Source organism: Pseudomonas soli, assembly GCF_900110655.1.
Lineage (GTDB): Bacteria > Pseudomonadota > Gammaproteobacteria > Pseudomonadales > Pseudomonadaceae > Aquipseudomonas > Aquipseudomonas soli.
This window is the reverse complement of sequence record NZ_FOEQ01000016.1, coordinates 39,072-57,484: the sequence shown is the minus strand read 5'-3', so window position 1 is coordinate 57,484 and position 18,413 is coordinate 39,072. Positions and strand designations below refer to the sequence as shown.

Genomic DNA, 18,413 nt, shown 5'->3' with positions numbered 1-18,413 from the left:
CGCGCTCAATCAATTCGGCACTACAAAAAAAACGACTGCACTGAACCCGGGTTCAACGTGCCCGCCACTCCCCAAGGCGGCTGCGCAAACGCGCGGCGCACTGGCTGTGCAACTGGCTGACACGCGATTCGCTGACCCCCAGCACCTCACCGATTTCCTTGAGGTTCAGCTCTTCGTCGTAGTACAGCGCCAGGACCAGGCGTTCACGCTCCGGCAGGTTGGCGATCGCATCGGCCAGCGCAGCCTGGAAGCGCTCGTCTTCCAGGTCACGCGCCGGCTCCAGCTGGCCGCTGGCTCCGTCCTCGTGCAGCCCTTCATGTTCGCCGTCCTGCAATAGGTCGTCGAAACTGAACAGGCGGCTGCCCAAGGTGTCATTCAAAATCCCGTAGTAATCATCGAGACTCAATTGGAGTTCGGCAGCAACCTCGTGATCTTTAGCGTCGCGGCCAGTCTTTGCTTCGACACAGCGGATCGCGTCACTGACCATGCGCGTGTTGCGGTGCACCGAACGTGGCGCCCAATCGCCCTTGCGCACCTCGTCGAGCATGGCGCCGCGAATACGAATACCGGCGTAGGTTTCGAAACTGGCACCCTTGCTCGCATCGTATTTGTTGGCCACTTCCAGCAAGCCGATCATCCCGGCCTGGATCAGATCCTCGACCTGGACGTTGGCCGGCAGACGCGCCAACAGGTGGTAGGCGATACGCTTGACCAGTGGCGCGTAGCGTTCGATCAGCTCGTACTGCGCGTCCTTGGCGGCCTTGCTGTACATCTTGAAACCGCTCGCGTTCATAGCACCGGCCCTGCACTGGTGGGCTGCACCAGGCGCTCGACAAAGAATTCCAGGTGCCCACGCGGGTTGGCAGGCAGCGGCCAGCTGTCGACCTTCTGCGCGATGGCCTTGAACGCCAGCGCACACTTGGACCGAGGGAAGGCCTCATAGACCGCCCGCTGCTTCTGCACGGCCTTGCGCACGCATTCGTCGTAAGGCACGGCACCGACGTATTGTAGGGCGACGTCGAGGAAGCGGTCCGTGACCTTGGTCAACTTGGCGAAAAGGTTGCGGCCTTCCTGTGGGCTCTGGGCCATGTTGGCCAGCACACGGAACCGGTTCATCCCGTAATCGCGGTTAAGCAGCTTGATCAGCGCGTAGGCGTCGGTGATCGAGGTCGGCTCGTCGCACACCACCAGCAACACTTCCTGGGCGGCGCGGACGAAACTGACCACCGAGTCACCGATACCCGCAGCCGTGTCGATCACCAGCACATCGAGGTTGTCGCCGATGTCGCTGAAGGCCTGGATCAGGCCGGCGTGTTGCGCGGGCGCCAGGTGCACCATGCTCTGCGTGCCGGAGGCCGCCGGGACGATGCGCACACCACCCGGGCCTTGCAACAGCACATCGCGCAGCTCGCAGCGGCCTTCGATCACGTCGGCGAGGGTGCGCTTGGGCGTGAGCCCCAGCAGAACGTCGACATTGGCCAGGCCCAGGTCGGCGTCCAGCAACATCACCCGGCGGCCGAGCTCGGCCAGCGCCAGGGACAGGTTCACTGAAACGTTAGTCTTGCCGACGCCACCTTTGCCACCGGTCACGGCGATCACCTGTACGGGATGCATGCTACCCATGTCTGTTCTTTACCTTGTCTCGCTTGGACCCAGGCCACATGAGGGGCTGAACATTCAAGGCCACGGTCCGGCCGGGCAACCCCATGATGTAGGTACTTTGCACAGTATTCACCCTCAACCCGCGCGCTTGCCAGGGCTGTGGTACAGATCAGCGAACATGTCGGCCATGGCCTCGTCGCTGGGCTCTTCCTGCAATTGCACACTGACGGCGCGGCTTACCAACTGGTGCTTGCGCGGTAGCTGCAGGTCGTCGGGAATGCGCGGCCCATCGGTCAGATAGGCCACCGGCAATTCATGACTGATGGCCAGGCTCAGCACTTCGCCGAGGCAGGCCGTTTCGTCGAGCTTGGTCAGGATGCACCCGGCCAGGCCGCAGCGCTTGTAGCTGTGGTAGGCGGCGGTGAGCACCTGCTTCTGGCTGGTGGTCGCCAGCACCAGGTAATTCTTCGCGGCGATGCCGCGCCCGGCCAGAGTCTCGAGCTGCATGCGCAGCGCCGGATCACTGGCCTGCAGGCCGGCAGTGTCGATCAGCACCACACGCTTGCGCAGCAGCGGCTCCAGGGCCTGGGCCAGCGACTCGCCCGGATCGACGTAGGTGACCGGCACATTGAGGATGCGACCCAGCGTCTTGAGCTGTTCCTGGGCGCCAATGCGGAAGCTGTCCATGCTCACCAGCGCCAGGTTGTTCGCGCCGTACTTGAGCACGTAGCGCGCGGCGAGCTTGGCCAGCGTGGTGGTCTTGCCCATGCCGGCGGGGCCGACCATGGCGATCACCCCGCCCTCTTCGATCGGTTCGATCTCGGGCACATCGATCATCCGCGCCAAGTGCGCCAGGACCATGCGCCAGGCATGACGTGGTTCTTCGATGCCGGCGGTGAGGTCGAGCAGCTCGCGGGCCAGGCCACCGGAAAGGCCAAGGCGCTGCAGCCGGCGCCAGAGGTTGGCCTGCTGCGGCTTGCTGCCTTGCAGCTGGCTCCAGGCGAGCGAACCGAGCTGGACTTCAAGCAGCTCGCGCAAGCCGGTCAGCTCGAAACGCATGGCATCGAACAGGCGTGGATCAACCGGTGCCGACGCCGGCGCGGTAACCACCGCGGGTTCATCGACATGCTGCTCGATCAGCGGCTCCGAGGCGGTCAGCGGCTGCCCGGCGAACAATTGCCGGTTGCCGCCTTCGACGGCATCGCCACGCCCGGTCAGTTCGGCCTGGGCGGTAACGATGCGCGACTGGGTCTTGCGCAGCTCGTCTTCGAGCTCTGCGTTGGGCACGCGCGGGGCCAGGGCGGACAGCTTGTAGTCCAGCGCAGCCGTCAGCTCGACACCGCCAGCAATGCGCCGGTTGCCAATGATGGCGGCATCGGAGCCGAGCTCATCACGGACCAGCTTCATGGCCTGACGCATATCGGCGGCAAAAAAACGCTTAACTTGCATAACCCACTACCTCAGCCGTTGGGGCCCACGGTGGCAACGATGGTGACTTGCTTGTTGTCAGGTATTTCCTGATACGCCAAAACATGCAAATTCGGTACAGCCAGGCGACCGAAGCGCGACAGCATGGCGCGGATCGGGCCGGCTACCAGAAGGATGGCCGGCTGGCCCTGCATTTCCTGGCGCTGGGCTGCCTCGATCAACGAACGCTGAAGCTTTTCGGCCATGCTCGGCTCAAGAAGAACACCATCTTCCTGACCCTGCCCGGCCCTTTGCAGACTATTGAGCAAGATCTGTTCCAACCTTGGCTCAAGGGTAATCACAGGCAGCTCGGACTCAACGCCGACAATGCTTTGCACGATGGCGCGACACAATCCGACGCGCACCACCGCCACCAGCGCGGCGGTATCTTGACTCTTGGCCGCGTTGTTGGCGATGGCTTCGGCAATGCTGCGGATGTCACGCACCGGCACCTGCTCGGCGAGCAGCGCCTGCAGGACTTTGAGCAGGCCCGACAAGGAAATGACGCCCGGCACCACCTCCTCGGCCAGTTTCGGCGAGACCTTGGCCAGCACTTGCAGCAGCTGCTGCACTTCCTCGTGGCCGATCAGCTCGTGGCAGTGTTTCTGCAGGATCTGGTTGAGGTGGGTGGCGACCACGGTGCTGGCGTCCACCACCGTGTAGCCCAGCGATTGCGCCTGGGCGCGCTGACCGACATCGATCCACACTGCCTCCAGGCCAAATGCCGGATCTCGCGAGGCGATGCCGTTGAGGGCGCCGAACACCTGGCCCGGGTTGATCGCAAGCTCCCGGTCCGGGTAGATCTCGGCCTCAGCCAGGATCACACCCATCAGCGTCAGGCGGTAGGCGCTGGGCTGCAGGTCGAGGTTGTCGCGAATGTGCACGGTGGGCATGAGGAAGCCCAGATCCTGGGAAAGCTTCTTGCGCACGCCCTTGATCCGCGCCAGCAACTGGCCGCCCTGGTTGCGATCAACCAGCGGAATCAGGCGGTAGCCGACTTCCAGACCGATCATGTCGATGGGGGTGACGTCGTCCCAGCCCAGCTCCTTGGTTTCCATGGCGCGTTGCGGCGATGGCAGCAGGTCCTGCTGGCGCTGGGCCTCCTGCTGGGCCACGACCTTGGCCTTTTGCTGTTTTTTCCAGAGCAGGTAGGCGCCACCACAGGCCACTCCACCCAGGCCCAGGAAGGCCATGTGCGGCATGCCCGGCACCAACCCCATGACAATCATCAGCCCGCCAGAAACCGCCAGCGCCTTGGGCGAATCGAACATCTGACGATTGATCAGCTTGCCCATGTCCTCGGAGCCCGAGGCGCGGGTGACCATGATTGCAGCCGCAGTGGACAACAGCAGTGATGGCAATTGCGCCACCAAACCGTCACCGATGGTCAGCAAGGCATAGACCTTGCCGGCATCGCCGAAGCTCATGCCGTGCTGCAACATGCCGATAAGCATGCCACCGATGAGGTTGATGAAGAGGATGAGCAGGCCGGCAATGGCGTCACCGCGCACGAACTTGCTGGCACCGTCCATGGAACCGTAGAACTCGGCTTCCTGAGCAACTTCGCTACGCCGCGCCTTGGCCTGGGCCTGGTCGATGAGGCCGGCGTTGAGGTCGGCGTCGATGGCCATCTGCTTGCCGGGCATGGCGTCGAGGGTGAACCGTGCGCTCACTTCGGAGATACGCCCAGCACCCTTGGTCACCACCACGAAGTTGATGATCATGAGGATGGCGAACACCACGGCACCGACGACATAGTTGCCGCCGATCACCACTTCACCGAAGGCCTGGATCACCTTGCCCGCGGCGCCATGGCCTTCCTGACCGTGCAGCATGACCACGCGGGTGGACGCGACGTTCAGCGCCAGACGCAGCAGGGTCGCCACCAGCAGGATCGTCGGGAAGGCGGCGAAGTCCAGGGGACGCAGCGCATAGACGCAGACGAGGAGCACCACGATCGACAGGGCGATGTTGAAGGTGAAGAACACGTCGAGCAGGAACGGCGGTATCGGCAACATCATCATTGCCAACATCACCAGCAGCAGCAGCGGCACGCCGAGATTGCCCCGGCCGAGACCGGCCAGGTTGTTGCGGGCGTTGCTGATTAACTGAGTGCGATCCACCGCGATTCCTCTTCAAGCAAAACTTTGACGCCTGCGTGGCGCCTGGCGCTGCCTTTGCAAGAAGCCTTCCAACTTTTCTGGGGGTGGGGATTTTGAGGGGCTCGGGCTCGGGCTCGGGCTCGGGCTCGGGCTCGGGCTCGGGCTCGGGCTTAAGAGTGTGTGTTTTGATTCTTGTATGCGCATTCATCCGCCACGTCGACGCACAGTCACCTTTTCGCCTTTACGGCGACCTCCTTTTCTCTTGGGAAAAGGAGGCAAAACCGTTCGGCTCCGTTCATCCGGCCCCTACGCTTCGCTCCGGGGTCCCCTCGCTCCGTTCTTGCTCCCGTGGGTACCGCGCTGTACGGCCCATCCTGGGCCGCAGCGCTCGACGGCCATCCATGGCCGTCGCCCCACTACGCAAGAACTCCGCTCGGCCTCCTGAAGTCGCAATTGGTGGCGCCTGATCTATCGTGCGCTTAGAAGCAAGAGCAAGAGCAAGAGCAAGAGCAAGAGCAAGAGCAAGAGCTGAAAATGCGAATTTGGTTATTTGACAGCTAGTTATATATTGGCTGTTCCGACGTATCGCGGAGCAAGCCCGCTCCCACGTTGATTTCACGTCAAGCAGTATTCGTCTCTGTGGGAGCGGGCTTGCCCCGTGAAACAATCGAGAGATTAATTACGTTCCAACTAGCGACAGCTGCGCCAGCCCAGGCGCCGCTCGTACCTTCGCGACTTCAGGAGGCCGAACGCAGGTCTTGCGGAGGGAGGTGACGGGCATGGATGCCCGTCAAGCGCTGCGCCCCAGGATGGGGCGTTCAGCGCGGTCCTCCCGGGAGCAAGGCCGGAGCGAGGGAACCCCGGAGCGAAGCGTAGGGGCCGTATGAATGGAGCGAGCGGCTTTGCCTACTTTGGCCAAGACCAAAGTAGGCCGCCGTAAGGGCGGAAAGGTGAATAAGCGTCGCCATCGCAAATGAATGCGCACACAACCCCCAATACAACCGAAAACTCCGAACTACAAACTACAAACTACAAACTACAAACTCAGCTATCACGCTGCAAATCATCGGGAATCGGCAAATCCTTGTTCAAAGGCTCAGGCGCCTTGCCCTTGCCCGCCCGGTACTGCCGAACCTGGAACACAAACGCCAATACCTGCGCCACCGCCAGGTACAACCCCGCCGGGATCTCCTGCTCAAGCTCGGTGGAGTAGTAGATAGCCCGCGCCAGGGCCGCCGACTCGAGTATCTGCACATTGTGCTCGGCCCCGATCTCACGAATCTTCAGCGCGACAAAATCGGTGCCCTTGGCCACCAGCAACGGCGCCATACCCCCCTTCTCAGGGTCGTATTGCAACGCCACCGCATAGTGAGTCGGGTTGGTGATGATCACATCCGCCTCAGGCACTGCCGCCATCATCCGCCGCTGCGACGCCTCACGCTGCAACTGCCGGATACGCTGCTTGACCTCAGGCTTGCCCTCACTGTCCTTGTACTCGTCCTTCACTTCCTGCTTGGTCATCTTCATTTTCTTGTGCGTCTGCCAAAGCTGGAACGGCACATCCGCCGCCGCAATCAACAGCAGCCCCGCCGCCATCCACAACGCACTCCACCCCACCACCTGCACCGAGTGGATGATCGCCTGCTCGAGCGGCTCATTGGCAATCGCCAGCAACGCCTGACGGTCCGCCGACAGCACGACCAGGGCAACGATCAGGATCATGAAGAACTTGGCCATGGCCTTGACCAGTTCGGTCAACGCATTCAGTGAGAACATGCGCTTGATCCCCGACAACGGGTTCATGCGGCTGAACTTCGGCTGCAGCAAGCTGCCCGAGAACAAGAACCCTCCCAGCGCAATGGGCGCCACGAATGAAATCACGAACAGCAGCAGCAGTACCGGCTGCACAGCCCAGATGGCCATCTTGCCCGAGGCCAACAGGAATGCCGCCATGTTGCGCTCGTCGACCAGCACCTCCCGCGTAAGGCTGAAGTTCATGCGCATCAAGGCCATCAACGTCTCGGCCAGGTAGCCACCGAACGCCATCAGCGCACCCGCGCCTGCCAAGGTTACCGCGACGGTGTTCAGCTCCTTGGAACGGGCAATCTCCCCCTTTTCGCGCGAGTCTTTCTTGCGCTTGTCGGTGGGTTCCTCTGTCTTGTCCTGACCGCTCTCGCTCTCTGCCATGCTCAGCGCGCCCGTGCCAGCTCACGCAGCCACTGCAGCGCTTCGCTGGCCAGTGCCTGGTAATGGGAAAGAATATCGGCCAGGCCGATCCAGAAAATGATCAGGCCCAACACCAGTGTCAGCGGGAAGCCGATGGAGAAGATGTTCAACTGTGGGGCTGCGCGGGTCATGACCCCGAACGCAACGTTGACCACCAGCAGCGATGCAATTGCCGGCAAGATCAACAGCAACCCCGCCCCCAGCACCCAGCTAAGGCGCCCCGCCATCTCCCAGAAATGGTTGACCACAAGAGCGTTGCCCACCGGCAGCGTGGTAAAGCTCTCGGTGAGGATCTCGAACGCCACCAGGTGGCCATTCATCAGCAGGAACAACACGCTCACCAGCATCGTCATGAACTGGCTGACCACCGCCACGTTGACACCGTTGGTCGGGTCCATCATGGAGGCGAACGCCATACCCATCTGGATCGCAATGATCTGCCCCGCGATCACGAAGGCCTGAAACAGCAACTGCAGGGAGAACCCGAACAACGCCCCAACGATCACCTGTTCGCCGCACAACAGCACGCCGTGCAGGCTCAAGGGGTCTATCGGCGGCAACGGCGGAAGCGCCGGCACTATCACCACGGTAATGGCCAAGGCCGCATACAGCCGCACCCGGGCCGGCAGCATCTTGGTGCCAAAGATCGGCATGGTCATCAGCAGCGCCGTCACCCGAAACAACGGCAGGATGAAGGTAGCCACCCAGGTACCGATCTGAGTATCGGTCAGCTCCAGCATGGCCGCGTCAACCGATCAACTGCGGGATGCTGGTGTACAGGCCAATGAAGTACTCCATGAACTTCTGCACAAGCCAAGGGCCGGCGATGATCAGCGTGACCAGCATCACCAACAGGCGCGGCAGGAAGCTCAGGGTCTGTTCGTTGATCTGCGTGGCCGCCTGGAACATCGCCACCACCAGGCCGACCAGCAGGCTCGGCACCACCAGGATAGCCACCATCATGGAGGTCATCCACAAGGCTTCACGGAACAGGTCGACAGCGACTTCAGGTGTCATGCAAGGCTCTCCTTGATGGCGTCAGACACCGCCAAAACTACCCGCCAGGGTGCCCATGATCAGCGCCCATCCATCGACCAGCACGAACAGCATGATCTTGAACGGCAACGAAATGATCAGCGGCGACAGCATCATCATGCCCATGGCCATCAGCACACTGGCGACCACCATGTCGATGATCAGGAACGGGATGAAGATCATGAAGCCGATCTGGAACGCCGTCTTGAGCTCGGAGGTCACGAACGCCGGCACCAGGATCGTCAGCGGCACCTGATCCGGGCCTGCGATATCGGTGCGCTTGGACAGGCGCATGAACAGGTCCAGGTCGCTCTGCCGGGTTTGTGCCAGCATGAAGTCCTTCAACGGGCCCTGGGCCTTGTCGATGGCCTGCTGGGCCGTCATCTGCTCGGCCAGATAAGGTTGGATGGCATCCTTGTTCACCCGCTCGAACACCGGCGCCATGATGAACATGGTCAAGAACAGCGCCATGCCGGTGAGGATCTGGTTCGAGGGAGTCTGTTGCAGGCCCAGAGCCTGACGCAGGATCGAGAAGACGATGATGATGCGGGTAAAGCTGGTCATCAGGATGACGAACGCCGGGATGAAGCTCAGCGCCGTCATGATCAGCAGAATCTGCAGGCTGACCGAATACTCCTGCTGCCCGTCCGCGCCATTGGACAGGGTGATGGCCGGGATGGACAACGGGTCGGCAGCCAGGGCCAGCGGTGCAGCCAGCAGCAGCGCCAGCGTCAACAGTAAGCGCAGTGCGCCGGTCATCACTTCTTGTCCTTCTGATCCTTGCCCATCAGCTCAAGCAGCCGCTGGGCGAATTCCGGCGTGGCCTGGCGCGCATCGGCGGGCACGTCGACAGGCTCGGCCAGCACATGCAACGCCTCGATGCTGCCAGGGGTATGGCCAATGAGAATCTGCTCCTTGCCCACCTGGATCAGCAGCAGCCGGTCGCGCGGGCCAATGGCACGGGTGCCGACGATCTCGATGACCGGAGCGCCCCGCTGCACCGAACCCTGCATGCGCCGCAGCAACCAGCCCAGGAAAAAGATCAGGCCGACGACCACCAGCAGGCCGAATACGGTTTGCGCCAGCTGCGCGCCGAAGCCGCCAGGGGCAGGCGCCGCAGCCGGCACGGTTACCGGCTCGGCAGCGGCGATCACCACCTCACTAGCCAGCAACGTGCCAAGGGCCAGCATGGCCCGCACCATGCGCTTCACTCAGCGCAACTTCTTGATACGTTCGCTGGGGCTGATCACGTCGGTCAGGCGAATGCCGAACTTCTCGTTGACCACCACGACCTCGCCATGGGCGATCAGCGTGCCGTTGACCAGCACATCCAGCGGCTCGCCGGCGAGGCGATCAAGCTCGATCACCGAACCCTGGTTGAGTTGCAGCAGGTTGCGGATGTTGATTTCGGTGCTGCCCACTTCCATCGAGATGCTCACCGGAATATCCAGGATCACATCGAGGTTGGGACCTTCGAGGCTGACATTCTCGTTGGGCTTGGGGGAGCTTGCGAACTCTTCCATCGGCAGGCGGCCGGCGCCGGAGTCTGCAGCCAGCAGCGCATCGATGTCGGACTGGCCGGCATCGCCGGTCTCTTCCAGGGCCGCAGCCCACTCATCGGCCAGGGCCTGTTCCTCTGGAGAGTTGATCTCGTTTTCGTTAGCCATGATTTCCTCGACAGGCATTCAATACGTTTAAGCGACCGGCACGCCGTCAGCGGCGCTCGATCGGGTCGATGATCTGCAGCGACAGGGTGCCCTTGTGCGATCCCAGCCGCGCCTTGAACGACGGCACGCCATTGGCGCGCAATACCAGGTGCTCCGGCAGTTCGACCGGGATCACATCGCCTGGCTGCATGTGCAGGATGTCGCGCAGCTTGAGCTGACGGCGGGCAACAGTGGCCGACAGCGGCACATTGACGTCCAGCACATCCTCGCGCAGCGCCTTTACCCAGCGCTCATCCTGGTCGTCCAGGTCGGACTGGAAGCCGGCATCGAGCATTTCACGCACCGGCTCGATCATCGAGTACGGCATGGTCACGTGCAGGTCGCCGCCACCGCCATCGAGTTCGATGTGGAAGGTCGAAACCACCACGGCCTCGCTGGGGCCGACGATGTTGGCCATGGCCGGGTTGACCTCGGAGTTGATGTACTCGAAGTTGACCGGCATGATCGCCTGCCAGGCTTCCTTGAGGTCGACGAAGCACTGGTCCAGGACCATGCGCACCACGCGCAGCTCGGTCGGGGTGAATTCACGCCCCTCGATCTTGGCGTGGCGGCCGTCGCCACCGAAGAAGTTGTCCACCAGCTTGAACACCAGCTTGGCGTCGAGGATGAACAGCGCGGTGCCGCGCAACGGCTTGATCTTGACCAGGTTCAGGCTGGTCGGCACGTACAGCGAGTGCACGTACTCGCCGAACTTCATCACCTGCACGCCGCCCACCGCCACGTCGGCGGAGCGACGCAGCAGGTTGAACATGCTGATGCGGGTGTAGCGGGCGAAACGCTCGTTGATCATTTCCAGGGTCGGCATGCGCCCCCGGACGATACGGTCCTGACTGGTCAGGTCGTAGCTCTTGATGCTGCCGGGCTCGCCGGTGCTCTCGGTTTGTACCAGCCCATCGTCCACCCCATGCAGCAGGGCGTCGATCTCATCCTGGGACAGCAGGTCCTGCACGGCCATCTATGTGCTCCTACTGCAATACGAAATTGGTGAACAGCAGCTGGTCGACGACCGGCCTGCCGACTTCCTTCTGCGCCACTTCCTGGACCACCGCGGTGGCCTTCTGGCGCAGCATTTCCTGGCCGACCGGGCTCGCGGCGAGGGTGTCGAAACCCTGCCCGGAGAACATCATCACCAGGTTGTTGCGGATCACCGGCATGTGTACTTTCAGCGCCTCCAGATCAGCCTGGCTGCGGCCCTGCATGGTGATGCTCACCTGCATGTAGCGCTGACGGCCATTCTGGTTGAAGTTGACGACAAAGGCCGGTGCCAGGGGCTCGTAGATCGCCGCTGGCTTGATGTTGCTCTGGGCTGCTTCAGGCGCCGGAGCCGACTCGCTCTTGTGCATGAAGAACCAGGTCGCACCCACCGACAGGCCGACTGCGAGAAGCAGTGCCAGCACCAACAGCAGGATCAGCTTGAGTTTGCCTTTAGTGGCGGGGTCTTTCACTGCGTCGCTCTTCGCCATGCCAATAATCCGTCGTCCATCGGGGTTTCAAAGAAGGATGACGTGGCTGAGCAAGTGTTATGCCAGATTTGCCTTTGCAAGCTTCTGGGGTGGCAACCTCTTTACGAGATGCGGCATCTGCAAAATTACGCCTGGCGTCGCTGCGCATAGGCAACGCCAGGCATGCCCGAAAAATCAAGCGTAGTAATCGACCACACTGTCGCCTACCACCACCTGCTGCTCGACAGGGCGCGCGACTTCAGCGGGATCGGCATCGTCCCCCTCCGCTGCGTTGCCACGCCGCGCCGCCACCCCGGACAGGCCCGACCCACCCTGCTGCGCCTCGTGCTGTTGCTGCTGGCCACGGGACTGATCAGCCACGCTGACGTCGGGCTGGGCCAAGCCCTGCTGGGCGAACAGCTCTCGCAGGCGATGCACCTGGCTGTCGAGGGCGTCGCGCACACCGGCATGGCCGCTGACGAAGTGGATCTGGGTCGACTGGTCTGTCGCCACGTTGACGCGAATATCCAGGCGTCCCAACTCCCGCGGCTCAAGCTGGATGTCCGCAGACTTGAGGTTCTGGCTGGAGAGGTACATGACCCGGTTGACCAACCCCTCGGTCCAGCCGCCCTGGTTCATCGCCAACGGTTGCTGCAGCGGGCCAGGCGTGGCGGGCACGGCGTTGGCGGTCTTGGGCGTCACCGCCTGGGTGAGGCTGGCTAGGCGGTTGGCGAAATCGTCTACGCGGGTATCACTGCTGGCACCCTTGATATCCTTGAGGCCGTCATCGAGCAGGCCGGCAAAGGCCTTGTCACCGCGCTCACCCTGCCCCGGCTCCGACTCCCCTTTCTCGGCCAATGTCGCCAAGGTATTGACGGCTGCAGTAGCAGGGTTGGCAGTTTGCTGACCGTTGTTATCGACAACGGCATGGGCCGACGTCTTGCCCTTGGACTGCGCATCCTGTTCAAGCGCCAGGCGCAAGGCCGGCATATCGGCAAGTGCATCGGCCTCGGGGTCGAACGCCGTGGTTTGCTCAGCCTCTTGCGCTACCTGTACCGGCGCTGGCGCAGGCTGCAGCGGCGCTCGAACCGCCGCCTGCAACACCGGGGCCACCGCTTCCGCCTGGGCCTGGAGCAGTTGCGCCCCGGCCTGGGCATCGGTCACCTGGCCGGCAACCAGGCTGGCATCGAGCGGGGGTACTGCACTGCCATCGGCGGCCTCATCAGTGTCGTCGACGGGCTGCGAAGATGCAGTCGATGGCAAGCTCTTGCCGTCATCGGCAACGGCCGGCGCCTTATCCGCGGCCTGCTTGCCGCCCGCGGCTGGGTCTGGCTGCGCCTTGTTCTTCGCCGGCGGCACCTGGCTGGCGGGCTTTTCATCCCTTGCCGGGGCACTCTTGACCGGGGTGCTGTCACGCTCTTGTCGGGCCATCACCTGATCAAAGCCGGCGCCTTGCTTCGCGGCCTGCAGCGGCTTTTCCGCCGCACTGGCAGCTTGGCGTTGCGCCTGATTGGCGAGGCCGGCTTGCAACAATGGATTGGGTGCGACAGGCATTGAACAATCTCCGCTCCAGAACCTGGAAAAATACGTCTGGGGCTGGAAAAGCAAAACTCGCGCCAGGTTAAGCTATTGCGCGGAAACTCGTTGCCGTTCACTGCGATAGTAACGCTGGACGACCAGGTATTCCTGATCGATGCGATTGATCAGGTCTTCGATCCCATACAAGGGCTGCTGGCGCACACGCTCTTCAAGCTGCTGGCACAATGCGGCCAGGCCAACGGCCCCCATATTGCTGCTACTGCCCTTGAAGCTGTGCGCTGCCATGCCCAGCTCATCGGCATCCCTGGCCTTGTGCAACTGGTTCAGGCGTCGCTCGGAGTCTTCCAGAAAGGTCTCCAGCAACTGCAGGTAGCCATCTTCCATGACCTCCCGCAAGTCACTCAACACCTGTTGATTGATGTGCACGTCCACTTGCTCACTCCCTGATCAAGCCTCGCTAAGCCAGACCCCGCGGGCATCCCGCAGGCTCACCATTCAAAATCCACCTGGGCAAGGCGACCACCCTCCAACCAGCGGGCCTGACCTGCCAGGCGCTGTACCAGGCCCATGCCTCGGCCACTGAAAGCCTGCTGCTCAGGCGTCCTGGCAAGCTCACGCGCCACGTCGAAGCCTGCGCCACTGTCTCGCACCTCGATCATCAGACGCCCGCCAGCACCCCGCGGTTCAACCTGCAGTCCGATGCTCACGAACCCGCCCACCTCGTGCATCAAGCGCTCGGCACGCTGTCGATAATACTGCGCAAAGCCCTGGGCGTCGCGCTTGAGCCGGGAGTCCATCGCCAGCACACCGTGCTCCAGCGCATTGGAATACAACTCGCTCAGGACACTGTGCAGGCGCCCGCTGCTAGGCCTGAGCCCGTGAATTTCCTGCAACAGTTGCACCAGATAAGGCACCGGGTTGAAGCGGCGCAGGCTCTGCCCCCGCAGCTCGAACCGCAACGACCAGTCCAGAGGGCTGGAACGGCCACTGTCGGAGTACACCACTGGTTGCGGCGCCAGCTCCTCAGGGGCAGACATGCGGATATCGCACAAGCTGATGTCATCACGCGACTGCCCGCCGAAAACTGCCAAAGCCTGCATTACCTCATCGAACAACAGATCGGGGTTGCGGTTGTCAGCCAGCACATCGCGCAAGCGATCGACCCCGAACAATCGTTCTTGGGCATCCCCCGTGTCCACCACACCATCGGACAGCAGGAACAACCGCTCGCCGACCGCCAGTGGCAACACCTGGGTGGCATCGTCGAACTGCTCCGGCGCCAGCACCCCCAACGGCAGATGATGGGAACACAGCATGCCCAGCACCTCACCTTCGGCAGACAGACGATAGCCATCCGGCATCCCGCCATTCCAGACCTCGACCGTACCGCGCTGAAAACTCAGGCTGAGCAACAGCGCGCAGCAGAACATGTCTACCGGCAGAATACGCTTGAGCTTGGCGTTCATTTCCCGCAGCGTCTCGGCCAGGCCATAGCCCTTGGCGGTCATGCCATAGAACACCTCCGCCAGCGGCATGGCCCCCACTGCAGCCGGCAAACCGTGCCCGGTGAAATCCCCCAGCAGCACATGCATGTCGCCAGACGGGGTGAATGCTGCCAGCAGCAGATCGCCATTGAACAGTGCATAGGGCGATTGCAGATACCGGATATTCGCCGCCTTCAGGCAGCCGGAATGGGCGACCTTGTCGAACACCGCCTTGGCCACACGCTGCTCGTTGAGCAAGTGGTGATGGTGACGGGTGATCTGGTCACGCTGCTCGAGCACCGTGGCGTGCAACCGGCGCAAACGGTCCATGGCACGGATTTTCGCCGCAAGAATGACGGCGCTGTAGGGTTTGGCCATGAAGTCGTCGCCCCCGGCCTCGAGGCAGCGTACCAGACCCTCCTCTTCGTTGAGTGAGGTCAGGAAGATGATCGGCACAAGGGCCTCGCCGGCCAACGCCTTGATTCGCCGCGCAGCTTCAAAACCGTCCATCACCGGCATCAAGGCATCGAGCAACACCAGTTGCGGCCGTCGCTCGATGAACATCGCCACGGCCTGTTCACCGTTCTCGGCAGTGAACACCTCATGCCCCTGGCGCCGGACAATCTGCGCCAGCAAGAGGCGATCTGCGGCGCCGTCTTCGGCCACCAGCACGGTCAACGCTTGCTCGGCGGGCATAACGGTACTCAACTGATGTCGAACAGTTTTTCGAAATTGGAGATGGCGAGGATCTTGCGCACGTCCGGGCTGGCATGGACCACGCGGATATCCGACTCCTCACCGCCGACATGGTCGCGCAGCAACAGCAGCATGCCCAGCGCCGAGCTGTCGAGATAAGTGGCCTCCTTCAGGTCGACCACCACGGAGTCCGGGCGCGGGCATTGCCGCTCGTATGCCTCCCGGAATTCCTGATGCTTGCCGAAATCGAAACGACCCTTGACCTTGATCGTCAGCTTTTTTCCGTCCTGTGAAAAATCAGATTCGACTGCCATGCGAGCGATTCCTTCGATGATGGCGAATGCGACTTCTGAAGGTTTAGCAGGCACCACGGGCCGGTGCAAGGCGCTGACGCCGGGCGGGCAAGCCCTTTCCTACAGATGCCCCTGCCGCGGCAAGCGCTGGGACAACTCGTCGAGCAGGCGCTGCTCGCGCTTGTCTTCAGCCCTGCGTGCCTCGTCGAGGTAGCGCTGCACCAGCTTGCGCAACCCCTCCACCCGTGCGTACGTCTGCTGCCAGGCGTTGCGTGCGTTGTTGAGGTTGTTCTGGTGCCAGGCCATGCTCTGGCGCTGCTGGGTCATGGCCGTTTCCAACTGACCAAGGAAACGCTGGTAATTGACCAGCCAGTTGCCGTCGACCCCCTTGGAGCCACGGCTGATCCACTGCTGCTGGTAGGCCTCACGGAAACTTTCAAGCTCGGCCTGCTTGGCCTGCGCATCGGTCAACATTCGCTGAAAGTGCCCTACTCGCTGAGCGGCCTTGCGCTCGGCCTCCTCGGCCATGGTCACCACGGGAGCCAGGCGTGCGGCACGGCTGGGCTGGGCCATGGCCTATCAGTTCCCCGGCGGCGCAAAGATTGCGCCCAACTGCTCGCGGCCCTGGGCCATGCCAACGTTTTCATCCAGGCCCTGGCGCAGGAAGTCCACCAGCTTGGGCTGCAAGGCAATGGCCAGGTCGGTTTCCGGGTCACCGCCAGCCACATAGGCACCGACGCTGATCAGGTCGCGGCTTTGCGAAAGGCGCGACCACAACTGCTTGAATTTCTGCGCCTGGCGCAAGTGATCAGGGTCTACCACCTGAGGCATCACCCGGCTGATCGAGGCTTCGATATCAATGGCCGGGTAGTGCCCCTCTTCGGCCAGGCGCCGGGACAACACAAAGTGCCCGTCGAGCACGCCCCGCGCCGAGTCTGCGATCGGGTCCTGCTGATCGTCGCCCTCGGAGAGCACGGTATAGAACGCGGTGATCGAGCCACCGCCCGGCTCGCCATTACCGGCACGCTCCACCAGCTTGGGCAACTTGGCGAACACCGACGGCGGATACCCACGCGTGGCCGGCGGCTCGCCGATTGCCAGGGCGATCTCACGCTGGGCCTGGGCGAAACGGGTCAACGAGTCCATCAACAGCAGGACGTTCTTGCCCTTGTCACGGAAATATTCGGCGATTCGCGTGCAGTACATGGCTGCCCGCAGGCGCATCAGCGGGGCATCATCCGCAGGCGAGGCCACCACCACCGAACGTTTGAGCCCCTCTTCACCAAGAATGTGCTCGATGAACTCCTTAACCTCGCGGCCCCGCTCACCGATCAGCCCCACCACGATGATTTCGGCCTCGGTAAAACGCGTCATCATGCCCAGCAGCACCGACTTGCCCACACCAGTACCGGCGAACAGCCCCAGACGCTGGCCGCGACCCACGGTAAGCAGGCCATTGATGCTGCGAATGCCCACGTCCAATGGCTGGCTGATCGGGTCACGGTTCAGGGGGTTGATGACCGGGCCATCCATCGGCACCCAATCCTCGGCCTTCATGCCGCCCTTGCCATCCAGCGCACGGCCGGCGCCATCGAGCACCCGCCCGAGCATGCTCATGCCCATCGGCAAGCGGCCGCTGTCATCCAGCGGCACCACGCGGGCACCGGGCGCCAGCCCGACAATGCTGCCGACCGGCATCAGGAACACCTTGCCACCGGCAAAACCCATGACTTCGGCCTCGACCTGCACAGGGTGATAGCTGTCGTCGTTGATCACCAGGCAGCGGCTACCCACTGCTGCCCGCAGGCCTTCGGCCTCAAGCGTGAGGCCGACCATACGCAGCAGGCGGCCCTCGACGATTGGCTGCTCAGGCAGCCTCACCGCATCGGCGTAGCCTTCAAGGCGCTTGCCGAAACTGGTGCGTTCAAGGCGCATCGGCTTCACCTGCGGGCTCATCGAGTTCGACCTGAATATCCGGCGCCGCGGGGTGCAATGCCTGGTCATGGGATTGGTCGAACAGCTGCGCCACGGCCTTCTCGATACGGGTTTCCATGGTCGCGTCGATGCGGCTGTGGGCGGTTTCGATCCGGCAACCGCCAGGCAGCAGGGCTTCGTCCTCAAGTAGCTTCCAATCTTCCTCATGGCGCTCGCGCAGGGTCTTGGCCAGCTCGAAGTCCTGGGGATTGAGATGGATACGGATGTTGTCAGCGCCCATCGGCAGCAGCTTCAGTGCCTCACGAAGCACATGGGTGATCTGGCTGGAATCTGCGCGCAACTCGCGGCCGATGACCTGGCGGGTCATGTTCGCCACCAGCAGCACCAGCGCCTTTTCGATCTGCGTGTCCTGCTCGGCGATCGGCTCCAGCAGGTGGTTCATGACCTGTTCCAGGTTCGCAAGTTTGGCGGCCAGCGCCACTTCGGCCTCCTGACGAACCTTGAGCTGGGTACTGTGGAAGCCTTCCCGCTCGCCGGTGGCGAAACCTTCGTTGTAGGCCTCCTGGCGAATGGCCTCAAGCTCTTCGAGGGTAAGGGGCTGGACTTCCTCCAGCGGCACCTCTTCGACTTCTTCCTCGACGACGGTCGGCTCAGGCTCAGGCTGGGGTTCAGGCTCCGGATCGAAGCTAGGCAACGACCAGACATCCACGCCCTCAAGGTCGCGGGCACGGATCAGATCGCTGGGGTGTTCGGTGGTGGACATGCTCAAAAACCTCTTTAGCTGCAAGCATCAAGCTTCAAGCAGCAAGAAACGGCAGCCCTTGCTTGACCCGCTGTTTCTTGTCGCTTGCAGCTTGAAACCTGC

19 protein-coding genes are annotated in these 18,413 nt (G+C 62.6%); all 19 read right to left on the bottom strand.

The features are described 5' to 3' along the window. Positions 1 to 52: 52 nt before the first annotated feature. The 19 genes from fliA to fliH all read right to left on the bottom strand — a co-directional run bounded on the left by fliA (position 53) and on the right by fliH (position 18,311). Positions 53 to 793, bottom strand: a complete 741-nt coding sequence (gene fliA, locus BMY03_RS24125; protein WP_038706555.1) for an RNA polymerase sigma factor FliA — start codon at positions 791 to 793, stop codon at positions 53 to 55. Beyond that, positions 790 to 1,623 (bottom strand): flagellar synthesis regulator FleN, encoded by an 834-nt coding sequence (gene fleN / locus BMY03_RS24120; RefSeq protein WP_023630864.1) that lies wholly within the window; start codon positions 1,621 to 1,623, stop codon positions 790 to 792. Before fleN ends, fliA begins: the two co-directional genes overlap by 4 nt. 114 nt (positions 1,624 to 1,737) lie before the next feature. Further along, entirely contained in the window at positions 1,738 to 3,051 is a 1,314-nt protein-coding gene (gene flhF, locus BMY03_RS24115) for a flagellar biosynthesis GTPase FlhF (RefSeq protein WP_046854690.1), read from the bottom strand. Between the two features lie 11 nt (positions 3,052 to 3,062). Next, positions 3,063 to 5,192 carry a flagellar biosynthesis protein FlhA gene (gene flhA / locus BMY03_RS24110; RefSeq protein WP_094012456.1) on the bottom strand — a complete coding sequence of 710 codons (2,130 nt, stop codon included), beginning with the start codon at positions 5,190 to 5,192 and terminating at the stop codon, positions 3,063 to 3,065. 1,023 nt (positions 5,193 to 6,215) lie between these two features. Then, entirely contained in the window at positions 6,216 to 7,358 is a 1,143-nt protein-coding gene (gene flhB, locus BMY03_RS24105) for a flagellar biosynthesis protein FlhB (RefSeq protein WP_094012455.1), read from the bottom strand. 2 nt (positions 7,359 to 7,360) lie between these two features. Further along, positions 7,361 to 8,137, bottom strand: a complete 777-nt coding sequence (gene fliR / locus BMY03_RS24100; RefSeq protein ID WP_094012454.1) for a flagellar biosynthetic protein FliR — start codon at positions 8,135 to 8,137, stop codon at positions 7,361 to 7,363. 7 nt (positions 8,138 to 8,144) lie between these two features. After that, positions 8,145 to 8,414 carry a flagellar biosynthesis protein FliQ gene (gene fliQ / locus BMY03_RS24095; protein ID WP_046854686.1) on the bottom strand — a complete coding sequence of 90 codons (270 nt, stop codon included), beginning with the start codon at positions 8,412 to 8,414 and terminating at the stop codon, positions 8,145 to 8,147. A gap of 21 nt (positions 8,415 to 8,435) precedes the next feature. After that, positions 8,436 to 9,191 (bottom strand): flagellar type III secretion system pore protein FliP, encoded by a 756-nt coding sequence (gene fliP / locus BMY03_RS24090; RefSeq protein WP_046854685.1) that lies wholly within the window; start codon positions 9,189 to 9,191, stop codon positions 8,436 to 8,438. Continuing rightward, on the bottom strand, positions 9,191 to 9,643 hold the full coding sequence (gene fliO / locus BMY03_RS24085; RefSeq protein WP_094012453.1) for a flagellar biosynthetic protein FliO: 453 nt from the start codon (positions 9,641 to 9,643) through the stop codon (positions 9,191 to 9,193). The genes fliP and fliO overlap by 1 nt, the downstream gene beginning before the upstream one ends. Continuing rightward, on the bottom strand, positions 9,644 to 10,099 hold the full coding sequence (gene fliN / locus BMY03_RS24080) for a flagellar motor switch protein FliN (RefSeq protein WP_046854683.1): 456 nt from the start codon (positions 10,097 to 10,099) through the stop codon (positions 9,644 to 9,646). A gap of 46 nt (positions 10,100 to 10,145) precedes the next feature. Beyond that, complete coding sequence (fliM, locus tag BMY03_RS24075; protein WP_046854682.1) at positions 10,146 to 11,114, bottom strand: flagellar motor switch protein FliM; 969 nt, start codon at positions 11,112 to 11,114, stop codon at positions 10,146 to 10,148. A gap of 10 nt (positions 11,115 to 11,124) precedes the next feature. Then, entirely contained in the window at positions 11,125 to 11,622 is a 498-nt protein-coding gene (gene fliL / locus BMY03_RS24070; protein WP_046854681.1) for a flagellar basal body-associated protein FliL, read from the bottom strand. 174 nt (positions 11,623 to 11,796) lie between these two features. Continuing rightward, positions 11,797 to 13,155: a flagellar hook-length control protein FliK gene (locus tag BMY03_RS24065; protein ID WP_094012452.1), complete on the bottom strand. Its 1,359-nt coding sequence runs from the start codon at positions 13,153 to 13,155 to the stop codon at positions 11,797 to 11,799. Positions 13,156 to 13,227: 72 nt separating this feature from the next. Beyond that, positions 13,228 to 13,524 carry an Hpt domain-containing protein gene (locus BMY03_RS24060; protein WP_046857713.1) on the bottom strand — a complete coding sequence of 99 codons (297 nt, stop codon included), beginning with the start codon at positions 13,522 to 13,524 and terminating at the stop codon, positions 13,228 to 13,230. 104 nt (positions 13,525 to 13,628) lie between these two features. After that, positions 13,629 to 15,320 carry a fused response regulator/phosphatase gene (locus BMY03_RS24055; RefSeq protein ID WP_094012451.1) on the bottom strand — a complete coding sequence of 564 codons (1,692 nt, stop codon included), beginning with the start codon at positions 15,318 to 15,320 and terminating at the stop codon, positions 13,629 to 13,631. Between the two features lie 8 nt (positions 15,321 to 15,328). Continuing rightward, positions 15,329 to 15,634, bottom strand: a complete 306-nt coding sequence (locus BMY03_RS24050; RefSeq protein ID WP_094012450.1) for an STAS domain-containing protein — start codon at positions 15,632 to 15,634, stop codon at positions 15,329 to 15,331. 99 nt (positions 15,635 to 15,733) lie between these two features. Next, the gene (gene fliJ / locus BMY03_RS24045) at positions 15,734 to 16,186 is read right to left on the bottom strand and encodes a flagellar export protein FliJ (protein WP_046854677.1); all 453 of its coding nucleotides are present in this window, start codon (positions 16,184 to 16,186) and stop codon (positions 15,734 to 15,736) included. A 6-nt stretch (positions 16,187 to 16,192) separates the two neighbouring features. Next, a complete protein-coding gene (gene fliI / locus BMY03_RS24040; RefSeq protein WP_046857712.1) occupies positions 16,193 to 17,548 on the bottom strand; it encodes a flagellar protein export ATPase FliI in 1,356 nt (451 codons plus the stop codon). Continuing rightward, positions 17,538 to 18,311 (bottom strand): flagellar assembly protein FliH, encoded by a 774-nt coding sequence (gene fliH / locus BMY03_RS24035; protein WP_094012449.1) that lies wholly within the window; start codon positions 18,309 to 18,311, stop codon positions 17,538 to 17,540. The genes fliI and fliH overlap by 11 nt, the downstream gene beginning before the upstream one ends. Between the last annotated feature and the right edge of the window lie 102 nt (positions 18,312 to 18,413).